The organism is Vibrio kanaloae, from assembly GCF_024347535.1.
In the GTDB taxonomy this organism is placed as follows: Bacteria; Pseudomonadota; Gammaproteobacteria; order Enterobacterales; family Vibrionaceae; genus Vibrio; species Vibrio kanaloae.
Genome location: NZ_AP025497.1, coordinates 789208 through 812498 on the forward strand (window position 1 = coordinate 789208; position 23291 = coordinate 812498).

Below are 23291 nucleotides of genomic sequence, written 5' to 3' on the forward strand. Positions count from 1 at the left end.
GAATGCAATTATTTGGTTAACTATTCATATCTTAACAGAATCACTCTGTCACACCAGAGCGCTGATTACCAGAAGTAACTGTTAGATTAATTAGCGAGTTAGTGTGTGTTTTTTTATATAAGCTGACGGGTAACCCATAAGCTTAACCTGTTTTAATTTCTCTTGAGTCAGCGCATAGTCATGAAATGGCCCAAGCATCAGACGGTAGTTATCATCATTTGACTGTAAGAAGGTTGCTACTGCAAGCTTTCCACCTAGATCTTTGGCTAAGTTCTCAGTTCTGTCTTTGTGCCGAGATGTGGCAACCTGAATGATAAATTGCGGTAAAGTGGCTTTTTTATTCGCATCGGTCGGCATAGCGACTGTGATGACTTCAATCTCCACATTAGCCGTGCCCGTTCTCAAAACATCGAGCTTGTAAGCCGCCGCATAACTAAGGTCAATGATTCGGCCTTCATGAAATGGGCCACGGTCATTGATACGAACAATCGTGGTTTTGTTATTGTCGGTATTCGTCACTTTTACATAACTTGGAATGGGTAATGTTTTGTGCGCTGCAGACATCGAATACATGTCGTAGATCTCGCCATTAGACGTTAAATGACCATGAAATTTCTTACCGTACCAAGAGGCTTTGCCTTTCTCAGTAAACCCTTGTGTCTTTTGTAGTATTTTGTAGTTTTCGCCACGCAGAGTGTAATCCGTGTTACCACCTAAGCTGTACGGTTCATACTGAGGGTGAGCGTCCTCTAAATGCTCTACCGAGATAGGTGCGTCTGGTGCAATGTCTGAATCAATATCGTAGCGGCCTGTTGGCTGCTGTGAAGAACAACCATTAATTAAAATCGCTAGCCCTAAGATAGAGACTATTTTTTTGATTGGCAGTTCATCAACCAAGGATGCTTTTTTTGGAAACGTTGTAATAGTCATCGATTAGGTCGCCTTTGAGAATGCTTTTCTATGTGTATGGATAGACATTAAAATACCAAAACCAGCCATAAGGGTAACCATTGAAGTACCGCCATAACTAACCAGAGGAAGGGGAACACCTACAACTGGAAGGATGCCACTTACCATGCCAATGTTTACAAAAATATAGACGAAGAAGCTCAATACAATACTGCCGCCCATCATTCGGCCAAATGCCGTTTGAGCTTGGCTCGCAAGTATTAATCCGCGTCCAATAATAAACAGGTAAATAGCAAGCAAAAACAAAATACCAATCATGCCCCATTCTTCGGCAATTACTGCAAAAATGAAGTCGGTGTGTCGTTCTGGGATAAACTCCAGTTGAGACTGCGTGCCTTGCAGCCAACCTTTTCCTGATATCCCACCAGAACCTATCGCAATCTTACTCTGAATGATGTGGTAACCCGCACCTAATGGATCGGATTCAGGATCAAAAAGGGTTCTTACCCGTACTTTTTGATATTCGCGCATCAAGAAGAACCACAGAATTGGAATGAACGCGCCAAGAGCAATTGCGGCACTGGCGATGATCTTCCAACTAATACCTGAAAGGAATATTACGAAGATACCTGACGCAGCGATGAGTATCGATGTTCCTAAATCGGGTTGCTTAGCGATTAAAATAGTCGGTACAAGAACCATGACTAAAGAGAGTGTCAAGGTCTGTAAGGTGGGCGGAAGTGAGCGCTTACCGATAAACCGTGCCAGCATCAAAGGTACCGCAAGTTTCAATAGTTCAGAAGGCTGGAATCGAACAAAGCCGAAGTTTAGCCAACGCTGTGCACCTTTAGAAGCTTCACCAAAAAATAACACACCCAATAGCAGAATGACACCAACAGCGAACAGCAGTGGAGCTAAGGTTTCGTAGGTGCGAGGCGAAATTTGCGCTAAGAAAATCATAACCCCCAAGGAGAGTGCCATGCGCATGGCCTGGCGATCCATCATTGCGAGGCTTTGACCACTCGCGCTGTACATTATCAGTAAGGCGAAGCCCATTAAAGCTAGGATACCGAGTAATAGTGTTAGGTCGATATGTAGCCTTTCAAATAAGGCTCTGTTTCTCCCTGTTGAAGGATCAAGTTTCATTATTTTGTTGCCTTACTGTCGTCATCTTCTGCAAGGATAATATGGTCTAGAATTTGTCTTACTACTGGCCCACCATTTGATGAACCGCCGCCTGCATTTTCTAAAACAATGGTGACTACTGCTTCGGGGTTTTCAAAAGGGGCGTAACCAGTAAATAGAGCGTGATCGCGTAAGTGCTCGGCAATCTCGTCAGCGTTGTATTCTTCATTCTCCTTCAAGCCAAAGACCTGTGCTGTTCCTGACTTACCCGCGGTTTGGTAAGACATATTTCGGAATGAGCGTCTTGCCGTACCTTTACGCCCGTGGTTTACCAACCTCATACCTTCTTGCGCTATATCCCAGTACTTTTGTTTAACACCGTTAATAGGGGGGTAAGTTACGATCTCTGATATTGTTTGTTCATCGAACGGCTGGGCATTCTCAATCGTCGAGCGCAACAAGTGAGGTGCTGTCACTTTACCTTCGTTGACTAATACAGAGGTGGCCTTGGCGATTTGCATAGGTGTGGCTGTCCAGTAGCCTTGGCCAATACCAACAGGAATGGTATCACCTTGATACCAAGGCACACGGTGCCTTGCCATCTTCCATTCACGAGTAGGCATGTTGGCTTTACTTTCTTCGTAAATATCGATTCCAGTGTAGTCCCCAAAGCCAAATAGCATCATCCACTTAGATAAACGATCTATGCCTAGATCAAAGGATATTTGGTAGAAAAACGTATCAACAGATTCTTCAATGGCTTGGACAATATCAACTTCACCGTGTCCCCAGCGACGCCAATCACGGAACGGTTTTGTTTTCGAGTTTGGTATCTTCCAATAACCGGGGTCATTACGCGTTGTATTCGGAGTTATTACGCCTTCTTGAAGAGCTGCAACGGCAATGAACGGTTTGATAGTAGAAGCTGGTGGATAAATACCTAGCGTTGCACGGTTAACCAAAGGCCTATCTTTGTTTTGTAATAAGGCGTTATAACCTTTTGAAGATATACCATGAACAAAGGCGTTTGGGTCATAGCTTGGGCTGGAAACCATAGCCAGTACACCGTTATCTTTCGGATCGAGAACAACAGCTGAACCACGACGACCATCAAGTATTTTATGCACATAAAGTTGTAGGTTGATATCGAGGTTGAGAACAATATCTTTACCTGGAATGGAAGGAACAAATTTTAATGTGCGAATGACTCGACCACGGCTGTTAACTTCGACTTCTTGGTAACCTGCTGTCCCATGCAGCGTATCTTCGTAGTACCTTTCAATACCTAGTTTACCAATGTCACGAGTCGCTTGATAGTTGGCGTATTTCTCTTCGCGCTCTAGTCGTTGTATGTCTCGGTCATTGATACGAGATACGTAGCCAATAACGTGGGTCAGTACATCACCATACGGATAAAAACGCTTTAGTGTACCCGTCACTTCAACGCCCGGAAACTTGTGCTGATTTACGGAAAAAACCGCCACTTGCTCTTGAGTCAGTTGGTTTAAAATTGGAACGGATTTAAAACGTCGTGAATTTCGGCGATCACGATTAAAGCGCTCGATACGCTCTGGCGGAATATCGATTAAAGTTTGTAAACGGACGATAGTATCATCCATATTTTTAATTTTTTCTGGTGTAACTTCTAAGTTGAAAACAGGACGGTTTTCAGCAAGGAGGATGCCATTGCGATCGTAAATCAAACCGCGATTGGGGGCGATTGGAACGACCTTGATACGGTTGTCGTTGGAGCGAGTCTTATAGTCCTGATACTGGTTGACCTGAATGTTATACAGGTTAACAACCAACATCGACATCATCACGATGATCCCTATAAACGCAACAAAAGCACGACTAGTAAATAGTCGTGCTTCTGCTTTGTAATCACGGATTTGGCTACGTTTACGTAACATTAACACTTATTCTCGATGATACGGATGGTTAGCGGTAATGCTCCAAGCTCGATACAAGCTTTCAGCCATGATAACGCGTACTAATGGGTGAGGCAGAGTAAGTGCTGACAAAGACCAGCTTTGGTCGGCAGCCGCTTTACATGCAGGGGCTAACCCTTCAGGCCCGCCAATTAAGATTGAAACGTCACGTCCATCCAGCTTCCAACTTTCTAATTGCTCAGCTAGTTGAGGGGTATCCCACTTTCGTCCTGGGATATCGAGCGTGACAATGCGGTTGCCTTTTGGAACCGCAGCCAACATCGCTTCGCCTTCCTTTTGAAGAATACGTGCAATATCCGCATTTTTACCGCGTTTTCCCGCAGTGATTTCAATGAGTTCTAATGGCATATCGTGAGGGAAGCGGCGTTTGTATTCTTGAAACCCTTCTTCAACCCACTTTGGCATTTTTGTACCAACTGCGATTAACTGGATCTTCAAAGCTTAGCCCCAAAGTTTTTCTAGTTGGTACAGCTCACGATGCTCTTCTTGCATAACGTGTAGCATACTTGTACCCATATCGAGAACGACCCATTCACCTTCTTGCTGACCATTAATACCGAGTGGTTGCATACCTGCTTTACGCACTTCATCTGCAACGTGCTGTGCAATGGAGGCAACATGGCGTTTAGAGGTACCAGTACAAACAATCATGTAATCAGTCACACTTGATTTGCCTTCTACATCGATAGTCACTATCGATTCTGCTTTCATGTCGTCGGCTTTGTCTGCAAGAAAATCTTTTAGTTCTTCACGTAACACAGGGTGTTCCTTTAATCTGAATGTAGCTTTGCTTAGGGTCTATTGACCTTAGAATATAACACGCTTTTATGCGTGAGATGGTATTGAAGCTGAAGGGATACAAAACTCTACGCTTAACTGATGAATTAGTGGCCAAGGCGATTGCTCATATTGGGTTTTTGTCATCAATTCAGCTTGAGTGAGAAGCGCGAACAGGGAGTGTAATTGAGAAATCGAAACTCTTGTTAGCGCGGCGTTATAAAGCGGCTTTTTAGATTGCCAGATGCTGTGTTTTTCGAAGATCTGACCAATCGGCATCTGTTTCATTTGTTGCTGCATTTGCAACAATAAAGAAAGTTCACGTTGTACGCTGCGCAGTAAAATGACTGGCTCAACACCTTCCGCTTCGAGTTGCCTTAAGATTCGTTGTGCGCGATTGCCTTTACCCGCCAGCAATGCATCACTCCAGTGGAAAGGAGTAAAGTGGTTGTGTCGACTCAGCGATTCTTCTAAGCGTACTAAAGTGAGTTTTCCATCTGGGTATTGCAGTGCCAGTTTTTCTAGGCTCTGAGTCAGTGCAAAAAGGTTCCCCTCGTGCCACTGAGCCAGCATTTGAATGGCTTCAGGATCTGGCGACAAACCGATTTGACGACAACGAGCCTGAACAAATTGAGGCAATCGGCTGATATCAGGAGTTAAACAGCTGACCCAGTGGCCTTGATTAGAGAGCGCTTTAAACCACTTAGCATTCTCTTGAGCTTTGGTTAGCTTAGTACCAATTAAAATTAACAGAATATCGCTGTGAATATGCTCAGAGATGGCGAGCAGTTCTTTCGCTATTGCAGCATTCACACCTGATTCTGGCAGTTCCAGCTCGATGACTTGACGGTTAGAGAACAGGCTCAATGCCTGAGTGCAGTCATAGACTTGATTCCAGTCGAGGCTATTATCAATCACAAAACGGTGACGTTCTTCGAAGCCTTGCTCTTTGGCTGTCTTTTGAATCGCTTCTCGGCTTTCTTGCAGCAGCAAAGGCTCGTTACCAAAAATGAGGTAAACGTTGCTTAACTGCTTAGCAAGTTGCTCTGGTAGACGATCAGCAAAAATACGCATTAAATAAACCTATTGCTCGACAGTTACGCTAGGCTCAGAATCAGATGCTGCACTGGCGTCGATCTCAACGTCGTCAATTTCGATGTTCTTAATGTTGTACTGTTTCTCAAGTTCTTTCACTTGAACATTACCTAAGGCTTCTAGGTCCATACTGCCAGCTGCAATAGTCGCTTTTAGGCGAGCCATTTGGCGAAGGATTTGACTGGTTGCAAGCTTACGCATCTCATCTTCAATCATTTCTCGCTCAACCGATTTTGCTAATGCTGTTAACGGGTTATCTAGGTAGCTACGGGTTACGCTCGTTGAGAACGTTTTTGAACCAATCTCAGGGATGGTTACGCGATAAGAAGCGCGGAATGTGAGTTCTTTTTCTGCCGCACGTGTATTTTGGTAAAGAGACAGAGTGCGCTCGCCTACGCTTTCGCTAATGATATGCAGGTTAGGAGTGTTCTGCGCAGGTGGCACAATTTCTACATCATTCATGCGTAGTTGACCTTTCATCATACGTGTAAATGTGCTGTATTGGTCATAACTGGTCACAGAGATTTTGTTAAGTTCTTCTGGTACGGAGTAATCACCACGCAGGTGGAAGCCACAGGCACTCAGTAGGCTTACGGTTAAAACAACAATAGTAACTTTCAATGAAGATAGTGAAATCAGGCGCATTATTTGATGGCTCTCATGAAGGTAGAATACTTATTTAAAGGCTTTAGTTTCTTCGAGTCGTGTGGCTCTGAATGGAAAGCGCTTAAATAAGTAGACAAGGTAATTCGTTACCCTGTCTACAGACTACTAAAAACGAAATAAGTTCGTTACAGCAGTTATATATGCAGGCTAAAACCAGTGAGCCAGTTTTAGCCTGCAACTGTTAGTTTGCCAATGTTAGTTAGCTATTATTAATTAGCTACGATGTTTAAAAGCTTACCAGGTACGAAGATAACCTTACGGATCGTTAGGCCATCTAGGAACTTCTTAGCGTTTTCATCGTTTAGACCAAGTTCACGAACTTGCTCTTCGGTCGCATCAGCAGCAACCGTCAGTTTCGCACGTAGCTTACCGTTGATCATGACAACGATAGTTTTCTCGTCTTCCACTAGCGCTTTCTCATCGAAAGTTGGCCATGTTGCTGAGTCTACGTTTGATTCACCCAGCGCAACCCACATTTCGTAAGAGATGTGTGGCGTCATTGGGTAAAGCATGCGAACGACAGCTTTTAGCGCTTCATCAAGGATTGCACGATCTTGTACCGACTCTTGAGGTGCTTTCGCTAGCTTGTTCATCAGTTCCATGATCGCAGCGATTGCTGTGTTGAACGTTTGGCGACGGCCGATATCGTCCGTTACTTTCGCGATAGTCTTGTGGATGTCACGACGAAGTGCTTTTTGGTCACCAGACAGAGCAGAAGCATCAACAGATTCAGCAGTACCCTTAGAAGAGTGAGCGTGAACTAGCTTCCAAACACGTTTAAGGAAGCGGTTTGCGCCTTCAACGCCAGATTCTTGCCACTCAAGTGTCATATCTGCAGGAGAAGCAAACATCATGAATAGACGTACTGTGTCAGCACCGTACTTGTCTACCATCTCTTGTGGGTCGATACCGTTGTTTTTCGACTTAGACATCTTGATCATGCCTGAGTGTTCAACGTCGCGGCCTTGGTTGTCGACTGCTTTTTCGATGCGACCTTTACCGTCACGATCGATAGTCACATCAGTAGGAGCAATCCACTCTTTCGTGCCTTTCTCATTCGTGTGGAAGAACGCGTCAGCTAGAACCATACCTTGACATAGAAGTTGCTTGAACGGTTCATCAGACGTTACGTAACCTGCGTCACGTAGCAATTTATGGAAGAAGCGAGAGTAAAGCAGGTGCATACACGCGTGCTCAATACCACCAATGTATTGGTCCACTGGTAGCCAGTAGTTTGCTTTCTCTGGATCTAAGATATCGTCAGCTTGTGGTGAACAGTAACGAGCGTAGTACCAAGAAGACTCCATGAACGTATCGAATGTATCAGTTTCACGTAGCGCAGGTTCGCCGTTGAAGGTTGTTTCTGCCCAAGACTTGTCTGCCTTGATTGGACTAGTTACGCCATCCATTACCACGTCTTCTGGAAGAATAACGGGTAGTTGGTCTGCTGGTACTGGGTGAACTTCACCGTCTTCAGTGGTTACCATTGGGATTGGCGCACCCCAGTAACGTTGACGAGATACACCCCAGTCACGTAGACGGAAGTTTACTGTCTTCTTACCTTTGCCTTCAGCTTCAAGCTTCGCAGCGATTGCATCGAATGCATCTTGGAAAGCAAGACCATCGAACTCACCAGAATCGAACAGAATACCTTTCTCTGTGTAAGCTGCTTCAGACACGTCTAGCTCAGAACCATCTTCAGGCTTGATTACTGGGATGATGTCGATGCCGTACTTCGTTGCGAATTCGTAGTCACGTTGATCGTGAGCAGGAACCGCCATTACCGCACCTGTGCCGTAATCCATAAGAACGAAGTTTGCTACGTATACAGGAACAACACGACCGTTAAGAGGGTGGATAGCCGTTAAGCCAGTATCCATACCTTTCTTTTCCATTGTTGCGAGTTCAGCTTCAGCCACTTTAGTGTTACGACACTCTTCAACGAATGCAGCAAGCTCTGGGTTGTTTTGCGATGCTTTCTCTGCAAGAGGGTGACCTGCAGCGATACCCACGTAAGAAACACCCATTAGTGTGTCTGGACGCGTTGTGTAAACTTCCAGTGGCGCTTCTTCACCGTTAACAGCGAAAGATAGCTCAACACCTTCAGAGCGGCCGATCCAGTTGCGCTGCATGGTCTTAACCATTTCAGGCCAACCTTCAAGGTTGTCTAGATCGTCGAGTAGCTCTTGTGCGTACTCAGTGATCTTAATGAACCACTGTGGGATTTTCTTTTGCTCTACTGGGGTATCACAACGCCAGCAGCAGCCATCTTCTACTTGCTCGTTTGCTAGTACAGTTTGGTCGTTCGGACACCAGTTAACAGAAGAAGTCTTCTTGTAAACTAGGCCTTTTTCGTAAAGCTTAGTGAAGAACTCTTGTTCCCAACGGTAGTACTCAGGCGTACAAGTTGCGAATTCACGGTTCCAGTCGTAACCAAAGCCTAACAGCTTAAGCTGGTTTTTCATGTACTCGATGTTTTCGTAAGTCCATGGTGCAGGCGCTGTGTTGTTCTTAACAGCTGCGTTTTCTGCAGGTAGGCCGAATGCATCCCAACCAATTGGCTGCATTACGTTTTTGCCTTGTAGACGTTGGAAACGAGATACCACATCACCGATGGTGTAGTTACGCACGTGACCCATGTGCAGTCGGCCACTTGGGTACGGGAACATAGACAGACAGTAGAATTTTTCTTTGTTTGGGTCTTCACTTACAACGAAAGTCTCGCTGTCATCCCAGTGTTGTTGAACCTTTTGTTCAATCTCTTGCGGGTTATATTGTTCTTGCATCGATGGTATCCGGTTATCTTGGAATTTGTGAGTTCGGTTAGAACAGAATCTTACAGATCGTCATAGAATACCTAAAGGAGCTTAGTACAACAATAGTTATACCCTTCATACTTGCAGTTGCACCATGGTTGATTGCGTAAATTCAACCGTATTACTTAAGACAGCTATGCTTAAGGGGATGAATTGCATTTGTTTGTGAGGGATTGCTTGCTTAGCTGTATACCAGTTACCTAAGATAAAGGTTTGTAATCTTAAGGAGGTTGTTTATGCCGAAGAAAAAAGCACTCTATGAAGAAGTCGTCGAAGAGGTAATTGAAACGCTGAAGCATAGCCCCGAAGAGTTCAACAATAAAATTGAAACGTCAGGTAAGTTTGCTAAAGCAGCCAATGATATGACCAAAGACGAGTTATCATTGATTTCAGCGTATGTTAAGTCGGACTTGAAAGAGTTTTCTGAAAGTTACGAAGAGAGTAAAAGCGGTCCATTTTATTTGATGATTGCAGACTCTATTTGGCAAGGTCTGTTAGATATCACTGATCGAACTAAAGTGGAGTGGGTTGAACTGTTCCAAGACCTGGAGCACCAAGGTCTATACCAAGCTGGTGAAGTTATTGGTTTAGGTACACTCGTATGTGATGAGTGTGGGAATCAAACGGAATATAACCACCCAACAACCATCATCCCTTGTATTAAGTGCGGTTCGACTGGATTTAGCCGAAAGGCATTGAAACCTTAGCTTTAGCTGCTGCCTCTTCTAAACTGCTTATATAATAAAGATGCAGGTTGATGCACTCACATCAACCTGCATCTTGTCTTTAGTCTTTTTGTCTTCTCACTAGCCAACCGACCACCAAGCTCAATAGAACCCAGATATACAATGGCCAAGTACCAAACACGCGATAGGGGGTTTGACCATCTGTTGAAACGAGTTCAGCTTTTAGTACTGCGGTTTCAAACTGAGGTATCTGTTTGATGATCTTACCTTTGTGATCTGTCACAGCCGTTACGCCATTGTTGGTAGAGCGAATAAGAGGCTTGCCGAGCTCTAGAGCACGCATTTGAGCGATTTCCATATGTTGCAGAGGCCCAATTGAACGACCAAACCACGCATCGTTAGAGAGCGTTAAGATAAAGTCTGTCTCATCGGTAACATTTCGCCTTACTTGTTCATTAAAGATTATTTCATAACACAGCGCAGGTGCAAGGTGACGACCATTTGCCACTATGTTTGGCTGGACGAAATCGCCGCGGCTGAACGATGACATTGGTAAGTTGAATAATGGTGCCAATGGACGAAGGATATCTTCAAACGGAACGAACTCACCAAATGGTAATAGGTGATGTTTATGGTAGCGTTCGTTTGGATCGTAGCTATATTCGCCGTATGGGTTTACTCCTAGTGACAGAATACTGTTGTAGTACTTCTTATCTTCAGACTGATTTAGCACACCGGTGATGATTGAGCTGTTGTTCATCTTGGCTGCGCTGTCTAAGTTGCGTAAGAAAGAAGGGATCTCAACCTCAAATGCAGGGATCGCCGCTTCAGGCCAGATGATGATATCAGCTCCCCAGTTTTCTCTGCTCAGGTCGGTGTATTTCATCATAGTTGGCCAGCGATGACTGGGTAGCCATTTACTGTCTTGAGCGACGTTACCTTGGATTAATACCACTGATGTTGTTTTTTCTGGGTTCGGTGTCACCCAATCGATGTTTCGAATACCGAAACCTGCACTAAACACGATCGCAGGGATGATGCTGACACTCCATGCCTTGTTGATAACCGTATAGGCAAGTGCGGAGGCTGAAGTAATGATCGCCAGAGTGACCAGCTCTACACCGCCAATAGGTGCGAATGAGCCTAACGGAGAATCGATTTGGCTGTAGCCTAACCATAACCAAGGGAAACCAGTCATTACCCATCCACGCAGCCAATCACTGATTAACCACAATGCTGGCGCCGCGAGGAAATACCGACTGAGACTATTGGCAGGAAAAAACTTGTTTAGACTCCAAGTAAATAGACCCGAATAAACAGCTAGGTAGCCAACAAGCAATGCCATTAAAAACAGGTTGGCTGCCAGTGGCATTCCACCAAAGCCATCAATGCTGACATATACCCAACTGATACCTGTTGTAAATTGGCCTAAACCCCATGCATAACCAATCCAAAGCGCACTTTTAGGTGATCGGTTGTGGATCAGCAAAAGCAATAAGGCTGGGCTGAGAATAGCAAGAGACCATATCGAGTATGGTGCAAACGAAAAGGTTGTTATAGCGCCAACAAAAACGGCCGCAAGCGGCCGTAATAGGCGATGAATAAAGGTCTTAGTCATCTAATTTCTGTCATCTCTTTAGAGAGAGGTTGTTATTCTTCGGTAGTCGGAAGAGGTTGCTCATCAGGAACGGTTACCTGTAGCTGGATCACGCGACGATTATCCGCTGATGTTATTTTGAAATGGTAGTTGTCGATTTCTACTACTTCTCCACGAACAGGCAGGTGACCGAGGGCTGTCATCACCATACCACCCACAGTATCCACTTCATCATCACTGAAGGTTGTGTTAAACGTTTCGTTAAACTCTTCAATGGTAGTTAAAGCTTTAACCGAATAGGTATGCTTACTCAGCTTGCGAATATCTAGCTCTTCTTCATCGTCAAACTCGTCTTCTATTTCACCAACGATTTCTTCGAGGATATCTTCAATGGTGACTAGGCCTGAAACACCGCCAAACTCATCGACTACGATAGACATATGGTAACGCTCTTCTTGGAACTCCTTAAGTAGGCGATCAACTCGCTTACTTTCCGGAACGACCACTACAGGGCGAATCACTTGTTCGATATCAAATGGGGCACTGTCTGAACCTAGATACTTAAGTAGGTCCTTCGCTAATAGAATGCCTTCAACATGGTCTTTATCTTCACTGATCACTGGGTAGCGAGAGTGTTGAGCATCAGTAATAAGCGCAGTCAATGTATCTAAGTCATCGGTGCGTTCAACTGTAACCATTTGAGAGCGAGGCAGCATGATATCGCGTACTCGCATCTCTGAAATCTCCATAACACCTTCGAGCATGTCGCGAGTGTCGTGGTCAATTAGGTCATTAATTTCTGAGTCGCGGATAATATCTACGAGCTCTTGGCGGTCTTTCATTTCGCCTTGAAATAGTTGGCCTAGGCGTTCAAAGAAGGACTTTCTACTCGGACCTTCAGATTTTTTACTTCCCTCAGAAGTGGGGGGGTTACCTTCGTTCATGATTTCTCAAAAAATAACGCTACCAGAAGTGTGATAGCACACATTAAAACTTAGATTCCTGTGAAAACAACAGGTTCGATGAGTTCTTGTTTCTCTGCAATCTACTTTACTAGAATCAATTTACTTTTCTAGAATGTAAGGGTCTTCAAAGCCCATAGTTTGCATGATTTCTGTCTCGAGTGACTCCATCTCTTCAGCTTCATCATCTTCGATATGATCATAACCTAGCAGATGGAGGCTACCATGTACAACCATATGAGCCCAGTGTGCTAACAGAGGCTTATTTTGCTCTTCTGCTTCTTTCTCGACAACTTGGCGGCAGATAATAAGGTCGCCCAGTAGATCTAACTCGATCCCAGGAGGAGCCTCGAATGGAAAAGACAACACGTTAGTCGGTTTGTCTTTTCCACGGTATTCATGATTGAGCTGGTGGCTTTCTTCTGTATCTACGATACGAACTGTCAACTCGGCGTTCTCTTGAAACTGAGGAATTGTCTTGTCTAACCAAAGCTGAATATCTTGTTCGGTTGGGAGACCTTGCTCATTTTCGACCGCTAATTGCAAGTCTAGTTCAATAGACATCTATTTATCACCTTGCCCTGTAACCGCTGAACTATTTTGTGTTGCTAGTTGTGTCGTCGCTACTTGTTGAGCCTCAAGAAGTTTGGCTTCGCGCTCTTCACGTTTACGCTTTTCAAACTCTTTGCGTTCTTTCTGGTCTTTCGCTTCCCACTTCTCGTATGCGTTGACGATACGAGCAACCACTGGATGACGAACGACGTCCTCAGACATGAAGAAGTTAAAGCTAATGTCATCAACTTCACTGAGCACTTCGGTTGCATGACGTAAGCCTGATTTTGCACCACGAGGTAAATCGATTTGCGTTATATCACCCGTGATCACAGCGCGCGAGTTAAAACCGATACGGGTTAAGAACATTTTCATCTGTTCAACCGTGGTGTTTTGGCTCTCATCAAGAATGATAAACGCATCATTCAGTGTACGGCCACGCATGTAAGCCAGTGGCGCAACTTCAATCACGTTACGTTCAATCAACTTTTCAACACGTTCAAAGCCAAGCATTTCGAAGAGTGCATCGTAAAGTGGACGCAAATATGGATCGACTTTCTGGCTTAAATCACCAGGAAGGAAACCAAGTTTCTCACCGGCTTCAACAGCAGGGCGAGTCAGTAGAATACGGCGAACCTCTTGGCGTTCGAGTGCATCGACAGCTGCCGCAACGGCTAAATATGTTTTACCAGTTCCTGCTGGACCGATACCAAAAGTGATGTCATGAGTCACCATATTCATTAGATACTGTGCTTGGTTTGGCGTACGAGGTTTGATGACGCCTTTTTTAGTCTTAATGGTGACTTCTTTGCCGTAGTCAATTTCAGACTCGACGTGTTGTTCCAAAATACCAGACTCGGTGATCGCCAGGTGCACTTGCTCTGGTTCGATATCGATTATGTTGCCTTTAACTGGAGCCGTTTCAACATAGAGGTGTTTGATGATGTCTAAAGCTGCGGCTGTCGTGTGAGGCTTACCGACAATCGTGAAAAAATTGCTACGGTAATTAATCTCAACCCCCAGACGACGCTCAAGATGCTTGATGTTGTCGTCAAATGGTCCGCATAAGCTTGCCAAGCGCTTGTTATCTGCTGGCTCTAGATTTATCTCTAAGGTAACGATTTTATTGCTCAAATTAGCCTCTCATTTTGTGCCACTCACTCTTAAATACAAAAAGAGCAAAAAGCCCGATATAGACCGGGCTTCTGATGGTGATATTCCCTATTTCTAAGATGGTCACTTAGTTAGGTAATTTCAAGCTTTGTGTTTGTGCTTTGTGCTCAAACAGTTGTATTGCTTATGGCGTAAAGGTTGCTACGCCTAGCTCGTCTTCGCGTTTTGTTTTTTCCATCATTTCTGCTGGAGTCATAACAACGCGTAGACCCATGTCTTTTTCTGTTCGAACCAATTCGCCACGTAGTGAGTTGGTGTAAACCTCAGTGATCTTCACATCTACGAACTGGCCGATTAGGTCTGCAGAGCCTTCGAAGTTCACAACACGGCTGTTTTCTGTACGGCCACGCAGTTCCATTAGGTTCTTTCTTGATGGGCCTTCAACAAGGATACGTTGCTCGGTGCCTAGCATTAGACGAGAGAAGCGCATAGCTTGTGTGTTTACCGTTTGTTGCAGTTCGTACAGACGATCTTTCTTCTCTTGTGCTGGTACATCACATGGGTAATCTGCCGCTGGCGTACCTGGACGTGGAGAGAAAACAAAGCTGAAGCTCATATCGAAATCAACTTCTTTAATTAGCTTCATTGTATCTTGGAAATCTTGCTTAGATTCACCAGGGAAACCAACAATAAAGTCAGAACTGATTTGAATATCAGGACGAGCTTTACGCAGTTTACGGATAATAGATTTGTACTCGATAGCCGTATGTGGACGCTTCATCATCGTAAGAATACGGTCACTACCACTTTGTACTGGTAGGTGAAGGAAGCTCACTAGTTCAGGGGTATCTTTGTAAACTTCAATGATGTCGTCACCAAACTCAAGCGGGTGGCTTGTTGTGAAACGAATACGATCGATACCATCGATAGAAGCAACAAGACGAAGCAGTTCTGCGAATGAACAGATATCACCTTCGTGTGTTGGACCACGGTATGCGTTTACGTTCTGACCAAGTAGGTTAACTTCACGTACACCTTGTTCTGCAAGTTGTGCAACTTCGAACAATACATCATCCATTGGACGGCTAACTTCTTCACCACGTGTGTATGGAACAACACAGTAAGTACAGTACTTAGAACAGCCTTCCATAATTGAAACGAATGCAGTTGCACCGTCTGCTTTTGGCTCAGGAAGATTATCGAATTTTTCGATCTCAGGGAACGAGATGTCCATTACAGGCTTCTCGTTAGATAGTGATGACTTAATCATCTCTGGCAGACGGTGCAGAGTTTGTGGGCCAAAGATTACGTCTACGTACGGTGCTCGTTGACGAATGTGGTCACCTTCTTGAGTTGCTACGCAGCCACCCACACCAATTACCACACCTTCTTTTTTATCTTTAAGCGTTTTCCAACGACCAAGCTGGTGGAATACTTTTTCTTGCGCTTTCTCGCGGATAGAACAAGTATTCAGTAGTAGTACGTCTGCTTCCTCAGGTACTTCCGTTAGCTCATAGCCATTTGCAGCGTTAAGCAGGTCGGCCATTTTTGATGAATCGTATTCATTCATCTGACAGCCCCAAGTTTTAATTAGCAGTTTCTTACTCATTATATGTTCGCTCGATCGTTAGTTTAATTTAAGGGAGCAAATCGCCCATTATTCATCCGCTAGCCCCGTTTGTCATAATTCGGTATTCAATTTTATGACAGGCTCTAGCGGCAAGCGGCGTATTGTACTGGTTTCAAAACCGACTGACTAGTAGTCTGAACAAATCTCTTATGTAGTGGTATTTATTATCGTTAACGCCATATGCCATAAGGGATAACCCTTTTTTCGAATAAGGTTTTTGGTTACAAGTTAGTTATGAAAAAGTACAATCAAAAACAGTCAAAGAATCAAACTGATAAGTACAAAATATGAACAGTTACGATATTGTGGTAGTCGGTGGCGGCATGGTTGGCGCCGCAACAGCGGTCGGCTTTGCAAAGCAAGGGCTGAGTGTTGCGGTGATCGAAGGTTTTGCCCCACAAGCTTTTGATGAGTCACAAGCGATGGACATTCGTGTGTCAGCGATTTCTCAAGCATCGGTCGATTTACTTGAAGATCTTGGTGCATGGCAAAGTATTGCAGCGATGCGAGTGTGTTCTTACAAGCGTTTAGAAACGTGGGAGCACCCAGAGTGTCGTACTCGATTTGATGCTGCTTCTCTCGATTTACCTCGTCTAGGCTATATCGTTGAGAATAGGCTCATTCAACTAGGGTTATGGTCTCAATTCGATGCCTACGACAATCTCGAACTGTTATGCCCAGAAAAGCTGGATGAGATTGAGTTTGGTGAAACCAATATCGTTAAGCTTCAATCAGGAGCTGAGTTATCAGCGAAGTGGGTGGTTGGTGCTGATGGCGCGAATTCAGCCGTTCGTCAGCAAGCTGGAATTGGCATTACAGCTTGGGATTACCGACAGCACTGCATGCTTATCAATGTCGAAACAGAACTTCCTCAGCAAGATATTACTTGGCAGCAATTCCTACCAAGTGGTCCTCGTTCATTTTTGCCTTTGTGTTCTCTAATCTCTGACGGTCAAGAAGTCGGGCAGGGCTCGTTAGTTTGGTATGACTCTCCACTGCGTATTAAGCAACTGTCAGCAATGACCCCTGAAAAACTACGTAACGAAGTGCTTACTCACTTTCCTAAAGAGTTAGGTGATATCAAAGTCTTGAATTCGGGTTCTTTTCCTCTGACACGACGTCATGCTCAATCATACTCGAAGAAAAACTGCATTTTAGTTGGGGATTCTGCACATACGATTAACCCTTTGGCAGGGCAGGGCGTAAATTTAGGCTTTAAAGATGTTGCCGCTCTATTGGATGTGACTAAAGAAAAACGTGAGCTGAATCATTCTGTAGTAAGGCGCTATGAGGTTATGAGAAGAGGCGACAACTTAATGATGCAGAGTGGCATGGATTTCTTCTACAAGACATTCAGCAACGACATTGGCCCTCTAAAGTTTGTACGTAATGCTGCACTAAAGCTAGCAGAAAACTCAGGGCCGATTAAAGCTCAAGTATTGAAATACGCGTTGGGCCTTTAAACGGTTACATAAGGTTATTTACATAGAGAAGGAGAGCTGATGCTCTCCTTTTTTGTATGGCGTTGGATGCTATAACTGCTGTGTAATACAAACAGGTGTATCGATCTCTAAAGAGTACCCTGTATAAACCAAAGACCCGTCCTCATTATCTCGCTTGAATGATGTGATGTTGTTGGAGTGCTGGTTTGCGGCGATAAGCCATTGTCCACAGTCAGTGATATGAAAGTCGCGAGGAAAGTTACCTTCAGTGCTATAGCTATCAATAAAAATTGGTATTTTAGTCATAGAATCTATTTTGAAGCTACTGATCCTTGATTGATATCGACCAGACACATATAGGAATTGCTCATCTGGCGATAACTTAATTGCAGCTGCGGCTTCTCCCTTCTCCATATTCGGAAGGGCATCTATTTCCTCCACAATGCTCCACACACCTAAAACTTTTTCCAACATGAGTATCGTTTCAGAGAGCTCACAGAGTACGTAGGCCTTATCTTCAGCCTTATTGAAGACCAAATGGCGAGGCCCATTACCTGCTGGCGCTTTAATGGCTTGCATTGGTTCGTCTAGAAACTCTTCCTGTTCTTCGTCAAAGCAATAGAAATTGATTTTATCAGCTCCTAGATCGACGGTGACAAGCTGTGGTGAGTTTTGTAAGAACAGGCACTGATGAGCATGAGGCCCAGTTTGTCGATCTTTGTTCGGCCCAGAACCGACCATTTTGATTGTTTTGAGTCGCTTATCGATATTGCCATTGATACTTAGACTAAAAATATCGAATGTGCCTGATGAGTACTGCGACGTAATAGCAAATTTATTGTTGGGAGCAATCGCGACATGGCAGGGGTGGCTGCCCGAGATAATTCCTGAATTGGTCGTTGTCTTTGAATATGTATTAGGAATATGAAATAGCTGGGGTTGTTTTTGCTGGTCGACTTCAGATGCGGTATAAATTCCAAGTTTTGTCGCTACGACAAAAGAGGGGTTATTACACTCGGCGACAAGCTTAAAAGGTAATAGTTTTCCTGTACCTAAGTCTAACTGAGTTTGATAAACACCTTGGCTTTTACTTGGTGTGTCCGTGTAGCAACCGATCGTTAAAGGGAGGATTTTCATTAGCAGTCAGACTCAGTTAGAAAATGGAGCTGACATTGTCTTATAAAAAGAACGAAAAAGTGAGGAGTGAGAGGGAAATATTTGGTGATTTGGTTAGCAGATTTTCATATTCCAGATAAAACAAAACCCAGCTAAAAAGCTGGGTTTTATAAATGATGGTGCGGTCGGAGAGACTTGAACTCTCACACCTCTCGGCGCCAGAACCTAAATCTGGTGCGTCTACCAATTCCGCCACGACCGCAGCAAAGCTTTTACTCTAGCGAAGAGTGTAGTTATATCGACATTGGTGATTCAATATAACGTTGTATATTCTTTCTTGAAGAAAGAATGGTGGCTACTGCGGGATTTGAACCTGCGACCCCATCATTATGAGTGATGTGCTCTAACCAACTGAGCTAAGTAGCCAATAATAAATCTAATTGATTCATCATAAAATAATGGTGCGGTCGGAGAGACTTGAACTCTCACACCTCTCGGCGCCAGAACCTAAATCTGGTGCGTCTACCAATTCCGCCACGACCGCAGCAAAGCTTTCCTCTCAACTAAGCAAAGAGCCTAGCGAAGAGTGTAGTTATATCGACATTGGTGATTCAATATAACGTTGTATATTCTTTCTTGAAGAAAGAATGGTGGCTACTGCGGGATTTGAACCTGCGACCCCATCATTATGAGTGATGTGCTCTAACCAACTGAGCTAAGTAGCCATAATAAATCTAATAGATTCACTATTTAATAATGGTGCGGTCGGAGAGACTTGAACTCTCACACCTCTCGGCGCCAGAACCTAAATCTGGTGCGTCTACCAATTCCGCCACGACCGCAGCAAAGCTTTTACTCTAGCAAAGAGTATAGTTAAGAAGACTTATGGTTTGTCTAAGTAACGTTGTAATGGCTGGGCTACCTGGATTCGAACCAGGGAATGCTGGCATCAAAAGCCAGTGCCTTACCGCTTGGCGATAGCCCAACAATGATATCAATTAAGATATCTAAATAATGGTGCGGTCGGAGAGACTTGAACTCTCACACCTCTCGGCGCCAGAACCTAAATCTGGTGCGTCTACCAATTCCGCCACGACCGCAGCAAATCTTTATAGTTATATCGACATTGGTGGTTCGATGTAACGTTGTGCTCCTAGTTCACTATTTAGCTTAAAAACAAGCTAAGAAAAAACAAAGAGTTTAAATAGTGGCTGGGCTACCTGGATTCGAACCAGGGAATGCTGGCATCAAAAGCCAGTGCCTTACCGCTTGGCGATAGCCCAACAGGATATCAATTAAGATATCTAAATAATGGTGCGGTCGGAGAGACTTGAACTCTCACACCTCTCGGCGCCAGAACCTAAATCTGGTGCGTCTACCAATTCCGCCACGACCGCAGCAAAGCTTTTACTCTAGCAAAGAGTATAGTTAAGAAGACTTATGGTTTGTCTAAGTAACGTTGTAATGGCTGGGCTACCTGGATTCGAACCAGGGAATGCTGGCATCAAAAGCCAGTGCCTTACCGCTTGGCGATAGCCCAACAATGATATCAATTAAGATATCTAAATAATGGTGCGGTCGGAGAGACTTGAACTCTCACACCTCTCGGCGCCAGAACCTAAATCTGGTGCGTCTACCAATTCCGCCACGACCGCAGCAAATCTTTATAGTTATATCGACATTGGTGGTTCGATGTAACGTTGTGCTCCTAGTTCACTATTTAGCTTAAAAACAAGCTAAGAAAAAACAAAGAGTTTAAATAGTGGCTGGGCTACCTGGATTCGAACCAGGGAATGCTGGCATCAAAAGCCAGTGCCTTACCGCTTGGCGATAGCCCAACAGGATATCAATTAAGATATCTAAATAATGGTGCGGTCGGAGAGACTTGAACTCTCACACCTCTCGGCGCCAGAACCTAAATCTGGTGCGTCTACCAATTCCGCCACGACCGCAGCAAAGCTTTTACTCTAGCAAAGAGTATAGTTAAGAAGACTTATGGTTTGTCTAAGTAACGTTGTAATGGCTGGGCTACCTGGATTCGAACCAGGGAATGCTGGCATCAAAAGCCAGTGCCTTACCGCTTGGCGATAGCCCAACAATGATATCAATTAAGATATCTAAATAATGGTGCGGTCGGAGAGACTTGAACTCTCACACCTCTCGGCGCCAGAACCTAAATCTGGTGCGTCTACCAATTCCGCCACGACCGCAGCAAAGCTTTCCTCTCAACTAAGCAAAGAGCCTAGCGAAGAGTATAGTTATATCGATATTGGTGATTCAATATAACGTTGTGTGTTCTTCTTTCATAAAGAAAGAATGGTGGCTACTGCGGGATTTGAACCTGCGACCCCATCATTATGAGTGATGTGCTCTAACCAACTGAGCTAAGTAGCCATCTGAGAGCGAAGTAATATAATATAATCTCGCTTCCAATGCCATTATCTTTTTAAAGATAATTACACTTTAAATTGTGGCTGGGCTACCTGGATTCGAACCAGGGAATGCTGGCATCAAAAGCCAGTGCCTTACCGCTTGGCGATAGCCCAACAATGATATCACTTAAGATATCTCAATATGGTGCGGTCGGAGAGACTTGAACTCTCACACCTCTCGGCGCCAGAACCTAAATCTGGTGCGTCTACCAATTCCGCCACGACCGCTTTACTTTCCTAAAAACTCTTGTCGTTAATAAACATGTGTTTAATAACAAACAGAGTGCTTAGGAAATGGTGGCTACTGCGGGATTTGAACCTGCGACCCCATCATTATGAGTGATGTGCTCTAACCAACTGAGCTAAGTAGCCATTTCCAATTTTTTGTTCATTTTGATACGTTACCGCTTCGCTGTGAACGGGGCGCATTATGCGGAGTTGAGTGAAACCCGTCAACTTTTTTTTTTAATAAATCACGAATAAACATCTGTTCGGTTTCTTTTTAGTCAAAGAGGCGTATTTGTCGGCAAAAAACAGGTCAAAAAGCCGATATATATAGGAAGTTAGGTTTCAGATACAGGGCTATTTCGCCAGAGGGAAAACAAAAAAGGCCAGTGAACTCACTGGCCTTTATCTGATGTAAAATCAGTAATTATACGTTGAAACGGAAGTGAACAACGTCACCATCTTTAACGATGTATTCTTTGCCTTCAAGGCGCCATTTACCTGCATCTTTTGCACCGCTCTCACCGTTAAATTCGATAAAGTGATCAAAACCAACAACTTCAGCTCTGATGAAGCCTTTTTCGAAGTCAGTGTGGATTTTACCAGCAGCCTGTGGCGCCGTTGCGCCAATAGGAATCGTCCAAGCTCGAACTTCTTTTACACCAGCAGTAAAGTAAGTTTGAAGAGTTAGTAGTTCGTAACCAGAGCGGATCACTCGGTTAAGGCCTGGTTCTTCGATTCCCATGTCTGCCAGGAATTCTTCGCGATCTTCGTCGTCAAGTTCAGAAAGTTCAGATTCGATAGCCGCACAAACAGCAACAACTACGTTGTTTTCGTTTTCTGCGTATTCACGAACCGCGTCTAGGTAAGGATTGTTTTCGAAACCATCTTCCGCAACGTTTGCGATGTACATAGTTGGCTTAAGCGTTAGGAAGTTTAGGTAGCCGATAGCCGCCGCTTCTTCTTTTCCTAGTTCAATCGTACGTGCCATTCCACCTTCAGTAAGAACTGGTAGTAGTTTTTCTAGTACAGTGATCTCGAATTTAGCGTCCTTGTCACCGCCTTTTGCTTTCTTAGCGTTACGTTGAATTGCACGCTCACAGCTGTCTAAGTCAGCCAGCGCAAGTTCAAGGTTGATCACTTCGATATCTTCGATAGGAGATACTTTGCCAGAAACGTGAACGATGTTTTCGTTTTCAAAGCAGCGAACAACGTGACCGATAGCGTCAGTTTCGCGGATGTTTGCAAGGAATTTGTTACCAAGGCCTTCACCTTTAGACGCGCCAGCAACTAAGCCTGCGATATCTACGAATTCCATTGTTGTTGGAAGGATCTTCTGTGGATTAACAATCTTTGCTAATGCATCTAAGCGCAGATCTGGGACCGGAACGATACCTGTGTTTGGTTCGATCGTACAAAATGGAAAGTTTGCTGCTTCGATGCCTGCTTTAGTCAGTGCGTTAAACAGAGTTGACTTACCAACATTTGGTAGACCAACGATGCCACATTTAAAACCCATGATATAAACCTTATTCTGCTTTGAACGTATGTAAGCGATTTTGTGCTTTTGGTAGGCCATCTTTTAATAAGATGTCTAGGCTGCGAACCGATTCGTCAACGACGGCCTCGATACACTCTTGCTCTTTTTGTGGAGCTTTCCCTAATACATAACCTGCAACTTTATCTTTGTGTCCAGGATGGCCAATGCCTAATCTAAGACGATAGAATTCTTTATTGTTACCCTGTTTGCTGATGATGTCTTTCAGACCGTTGTGTCCGCCGTGACCACCACCTTTTTTAAACTTTCCAATGCCAGGAGGGAGATCTAACTCATCATGAGCCACCATGATCTCTTCTGGTTTAATTTGGTAGAACTTTGCCAGAGCCGCAACTGATTTGCCTGATAAGTTCATAAAAGTCGTTGGGATCAGCAAACGAAGATCTTCACCATGAACCATGATACGACCCGTAAGGCCAAAGAACTTTGGTTCGTTCTTTAGTGTCACGTTGTGTACTCGTGCTAATTCTTCAACTACCCAAGCCCCCGCATTGTGGCGAGTTTTGGCGTATTCTGGACCTGGATTAGCCAGTCCAACGAGAAGTTTTATTTGTTGGCTCAAGGTATGGATCTCTCTTGGGATTTCAAAAAGCGCCGTATGATATCACAGTTTATGAAAAAGGTGCGAGCTAGCTGAC

18 protein-coding genes and 19 tRNA genes are annotated in these 23291 nt (G+C 44.3%); 2 read left to right on the forward strand and 35 right to left on the reverse strand.

The window, feature by feature from the left end:
- Positions 1-90: 90 nt before the first annotated feature.
- The 8 genes from OCV24_RS03760 to leuS form a co-directional block, all read right to left on the reverse strand.
- Complete coding sequence (locus OCV24_RS03760; protein WP_077680756.1) at positions 91-930, reverse strand: septal ring lytic transglycosylase RlpA family protein; 840 nt, start codon at positions 928-930, stop codon at positions 91-93.
- A 3-nt stretch (positions 931-933) separates the two neighbouring features.
- On the reverse strand, positions 934-2055 hold the full coding sequence (gene rodA / locus OCV24_RS03765; RefSeq protein WP_017056784.1) for a rod shape-determining protein RodA: 1122 nt from the start codon (positions 2053-2055) through the stop codon (positions 934-936).
- Entirely contained in the window at positions 2055-3947 is a 1893-nt protein-coding gene (gene mrdA / locus OCV24_RS03770; RefSeq protein ID WP_029627041.1) for a penicillin-binding protein 2, read from the reverse strand. Before mrdA ends, rodA begins: the two co-directional genes overlap by 1 nt.
- Positions 3948-3953: 6 nt before the next feature.
- The gene (gene rlmH, locus OCV24_RS03775) at positions 3954-4424 is read right to left on the reverse strand and encodes a 23S rRNA (pseudouridine(1915)-N(3))-methyltransferase RlmH (RefSeq protein WP_017068506.1); all 471 of its coding nucleotides are present in this window, start codon (positions 4422-4424) and stop codon (positions 3954-3956) included.
- A gap of 3 nt (positions 4425-4427) precedes the next feature.
- Complete coding sequence (rsfS, locus tag OCV24_RS03780) at positions 4428-4745, reverse strand: ribosome silencing factor (RefSeq protein WP_017056787.1); 318 nt, start codon at positions 4743-4745, stop codon at positions 4428-4430.
- Positions 4746-4811: 66 nt separating this feature from the next.
- Positions 4812-5837 (reverse strand): DNA polymerase III subunit delta, encoded by a 1026-nt coding sequence (holA, locus tag OCV24_RS03785; RefSeq protein ID WP_150879254.1) that lies wholly within the window; start codon positions 5835-5837, stop codon positions 4812-4814.
- A gap of 9 nt (positions 5838-5846) precedes the next feature.
- Entirely contained in the window at positions 5847-6503 is a 657-nt protein-coding gene (locus OCV24_RS03790) for an LPS-assembly lipoprotein LptE (RefSeq protein ID WP_150879253.1), read from the reverse strand.
- A gap of 230 nt (positions 6504-6733) precedes the next feature.
- Complete coding sequence (leuS, locus tag OCV24_RS03795) at positions 6734-9310, reverse strand: leucine--tRNA ligase (RefSeq protein WP_150879251.1); 2577 nt, start codon at positions 9308-9310, stop codon at positions 6734-6736.
- Positions 9311-9576: 266 nt separating this feature from the next.
- Between leuS and OCV24_RS03800 the strand changes: the two genes are divergently transcribed.
- A complete protein-coding gene (locus OCV24_RS03800) occupies positions 9577-10047 on the forward strand; it encodes a zinc ribbon-containing protein (RefSeq protein ID WP_017056791.1) in 471 nt (156 codons plus the stop codon).
- A gap of 79 nt (positions 10048-10126) precedes the next feature.
- Here the strand turns inward: OCV24_RS03800 and lnt are convergent, their stop codons facing one another.
- From lnt to miaB, 5 genes are all read right to left on the reverse strand, one after another.
- Positions 10127-11644, reverse strand: a complete 1518-nt coding sequence (gene lnt, locus OCV24_RS03805) for an apolipoprotein N-acyltransferase (protein ID WP_046224574.1) — start codon at positions 11642-11644, stop codon at positions 10127-10129.
- 32 nt (positions 11645-11676) lie between these two features.
- Complete coding sequence (gene corC / locus OCV24_RS03810) at positions 11677-12567, reverse strand: CNNM family magnesium/cobalt transport protein CorC (protein ID WP_017056793.1); 891 nt, start codon at positions 12565-12567, stop codon at positions 11677-11679.
- Positions 12568-12687: 120 nt separating this feature from the next.
- Positions 12688-13149 (reverse strand): rRNA maturation RNase YbeY, encoded by a 462-nt coding sequence (gene ybeY, locus OCV24_RS03815; protein ID WP_017056794.1) that lies wholly within the window; start codon positions 13147-13149, stop codon positions 12688-12690.
- On the reverse strand, positions 13150-14271 hold the full coding sequence (locus OCV24_RS03820) for a PhoH family protein (protein ID WP_017056795.1): 1122 nt from the start codon (positions 14269-14271) through the stop codon (positions 13150-13152). It abuts the gene before it with no gap.
- A gap of 163 nt (positions 14272-14434) precedes the next feature.
- Complete coding sequence (gene miaB / locus OCV24_RS03825) at positions 14435-15859, reverse strand: tRNA (N6-isopentenyl adenosine(37)-C2)-methylthiotransferase MiaB (RefSeq protein WP_046224575.1); 1425 nt, start codon at positions 15857-15859, stop codon at positions 14435-14437.
- Between the two features lie 308 nt (positions 15860-16167).
- Between miaB and OCV24_RS03830 the strand changes: the two genes are divergently transcribed.
- A complete protein-coding gene (locus OCV24_RS03830; protein WP_077680752.1) occupies positions 16168-17343 on the forward strand; it encodes a 2-octaprenyl-3-methyl-6-methoxy-1,4-benzoquinol hydroxylase in 1176 nt (391 codons plus the stop codon).
- A gap of 69 nt (positions 17344-17412) precedes the next feature.
- On the opposite strand, the gene OCV24_RS03835 is transcribed toward OCV24_RS03830, so the two are convergent.
- The 22 genes from OCV24_RS03835 to pth form a co-directional block, all read right to left on the reverse strand.
- The gene (locus OCV24_RS03835) at positions 17413-18459 is read right to left on the reverse strand and encodes a lactonase family protein (RefSeq protein ID WP_017056798.1); all 1047 of its coding nucleotides are present in this window, start codon (positions 18457-18459) and stop codon (positions 17413-17415) included.
- A gap of 156 nt (positions 18460-18615) precedes the next feature.
- A tRNA-Leu gene (locus tag OCV24_RS03840) sits at positions 18616-18700 on the reverse strand.
- 87 nt (positions 18701-18787) lie between these two features.
- A tRNA-Met gene (locus tag OCV24_RS03845) sits at positions 18788-18864 on the reverse strand.
- Positions 18865-18897: 33 nt separating this feature from the next.
- A tRNA-Leu gene (locus tag OCV24_RS03850) sits at positions 18898-18982 on the reverse strand.
- Positions 18983-19086: 104 nt separating this feature from the next.
- Positions 19087-19163, reverse strand: a tRNA-Met gene (locus OCV24_RS03855).
- Between the two features lie 32 nt (positions 19164-19195).
- Positions 19196-19280, reverse strand: a tRNA-Leu gene (locus OCV24_RS03860).
- Positions 19281-19348: 68 nt separating this feature from the next.
- Positions 19349-19423, reverse strand: a tRNA-Gln gene (locus OCV24_RS03865).
- A 30-nt stretch (positions 19424-19453) separates the two neighbouring features.
- A tRNA-Leu gene (locus OCV24_RS03870) sits at positions 19454-19538 on the reverse strand.
- A gap of 108 nt (positions 19539-19646) precedes the next feature.
- A tRNA-Gln gene (locus tag OCV24_RS03875) sits at positions 19647-19721 on the reverse strand.
- Between the two features lie 29 nt (positions 19722-19750).
- Positions 19751-19835, reverse strand: a tRNA-Leu gene (locus tag OCV24_RS03880).
- Positions 19836-19903: 68 nt separating this feature from the next.
- Positions 19904-19978 (reverse strand) — tRNA-Gln (locus OCV24_RS03885).
- Between the two features lie 30 nt (positions 19979-20008).
- Positions 20009-20093, reverse strand: a tRNA-Leu gene (locus OCV24_RS03890).
- Positions 20094-20201: 108 nt separating this feature from the next.
- A tRNA-Gln gene (locus tag OCV24_RS03895) sits at positions 20202-20276 on the reverse strand.
- A 29-nt stretch (positions 20277-20305) separates the two neighbouring features.
- Positions 20306-20390 (reverse strand) — tRNA-Leu (locus tag OCV24_RS03900).
- A 68-nt stretch (positions 20391-20458) separates the two neighbouring features.
- A tRNA-Gln gene (locus tag OCV24_RS03905) sits at positions 20459-20533 on the reverse strand.
- A gap of 30 nt (positions 20534-20563) precedes the next feature.
- Positions 20564-20648 (reverse strand) — tRNA-Leu (locus tag OCV24_RS03910).
- Between the two features lie 107 nt (positions 20649-20755).
- Positions 20756-20832, reverse strand: a tRNA-Met gene (locus tag OCV24_RS03915).
- 77 nt (positions 20833-20909) lie between these two features.
- A tRNA-Gln gene (locus tag OCV24_RS03920) sits at positions 20910-20984 on the reverse strand.
- 29 nt (positions 20985-21013) lie between these two features.
- Positions 21014-21098 (reverse strand) — tRNA-Leu (locus tag OCV24_RS03925).
- A 67-nt stretch (positions 21099-21165) separates the two neighbouring features.
- Positions 21166-21242 (reverse strand) — tRNA-Met (locus OCV24_RS03930).
- Positions 21243-21522: 280 nt separating this feature from the next.
- Entirely contained in the window at positions 21523-22614 is a 1092-nt protein-coding gene (gene ychF / locus OCV24_RS03935) for a redox-regulated ATPase YchF (protein WP_102506122.1), read from the reverse strand.
- Between the two features lie 10 nt (positions 22615-22624).
- A complete protein-coding gene (gene pth, locus OCV24_RS03940; protein WP_146448510.1) occupies positions 22625-23215 on the reverse strand; it encodes an aminoacyl-tRNA hydrolase in 591 nt (196 codons plus the stop codon).
- Positions 23216-23291 lie beyond the last annotated feature (76 nt).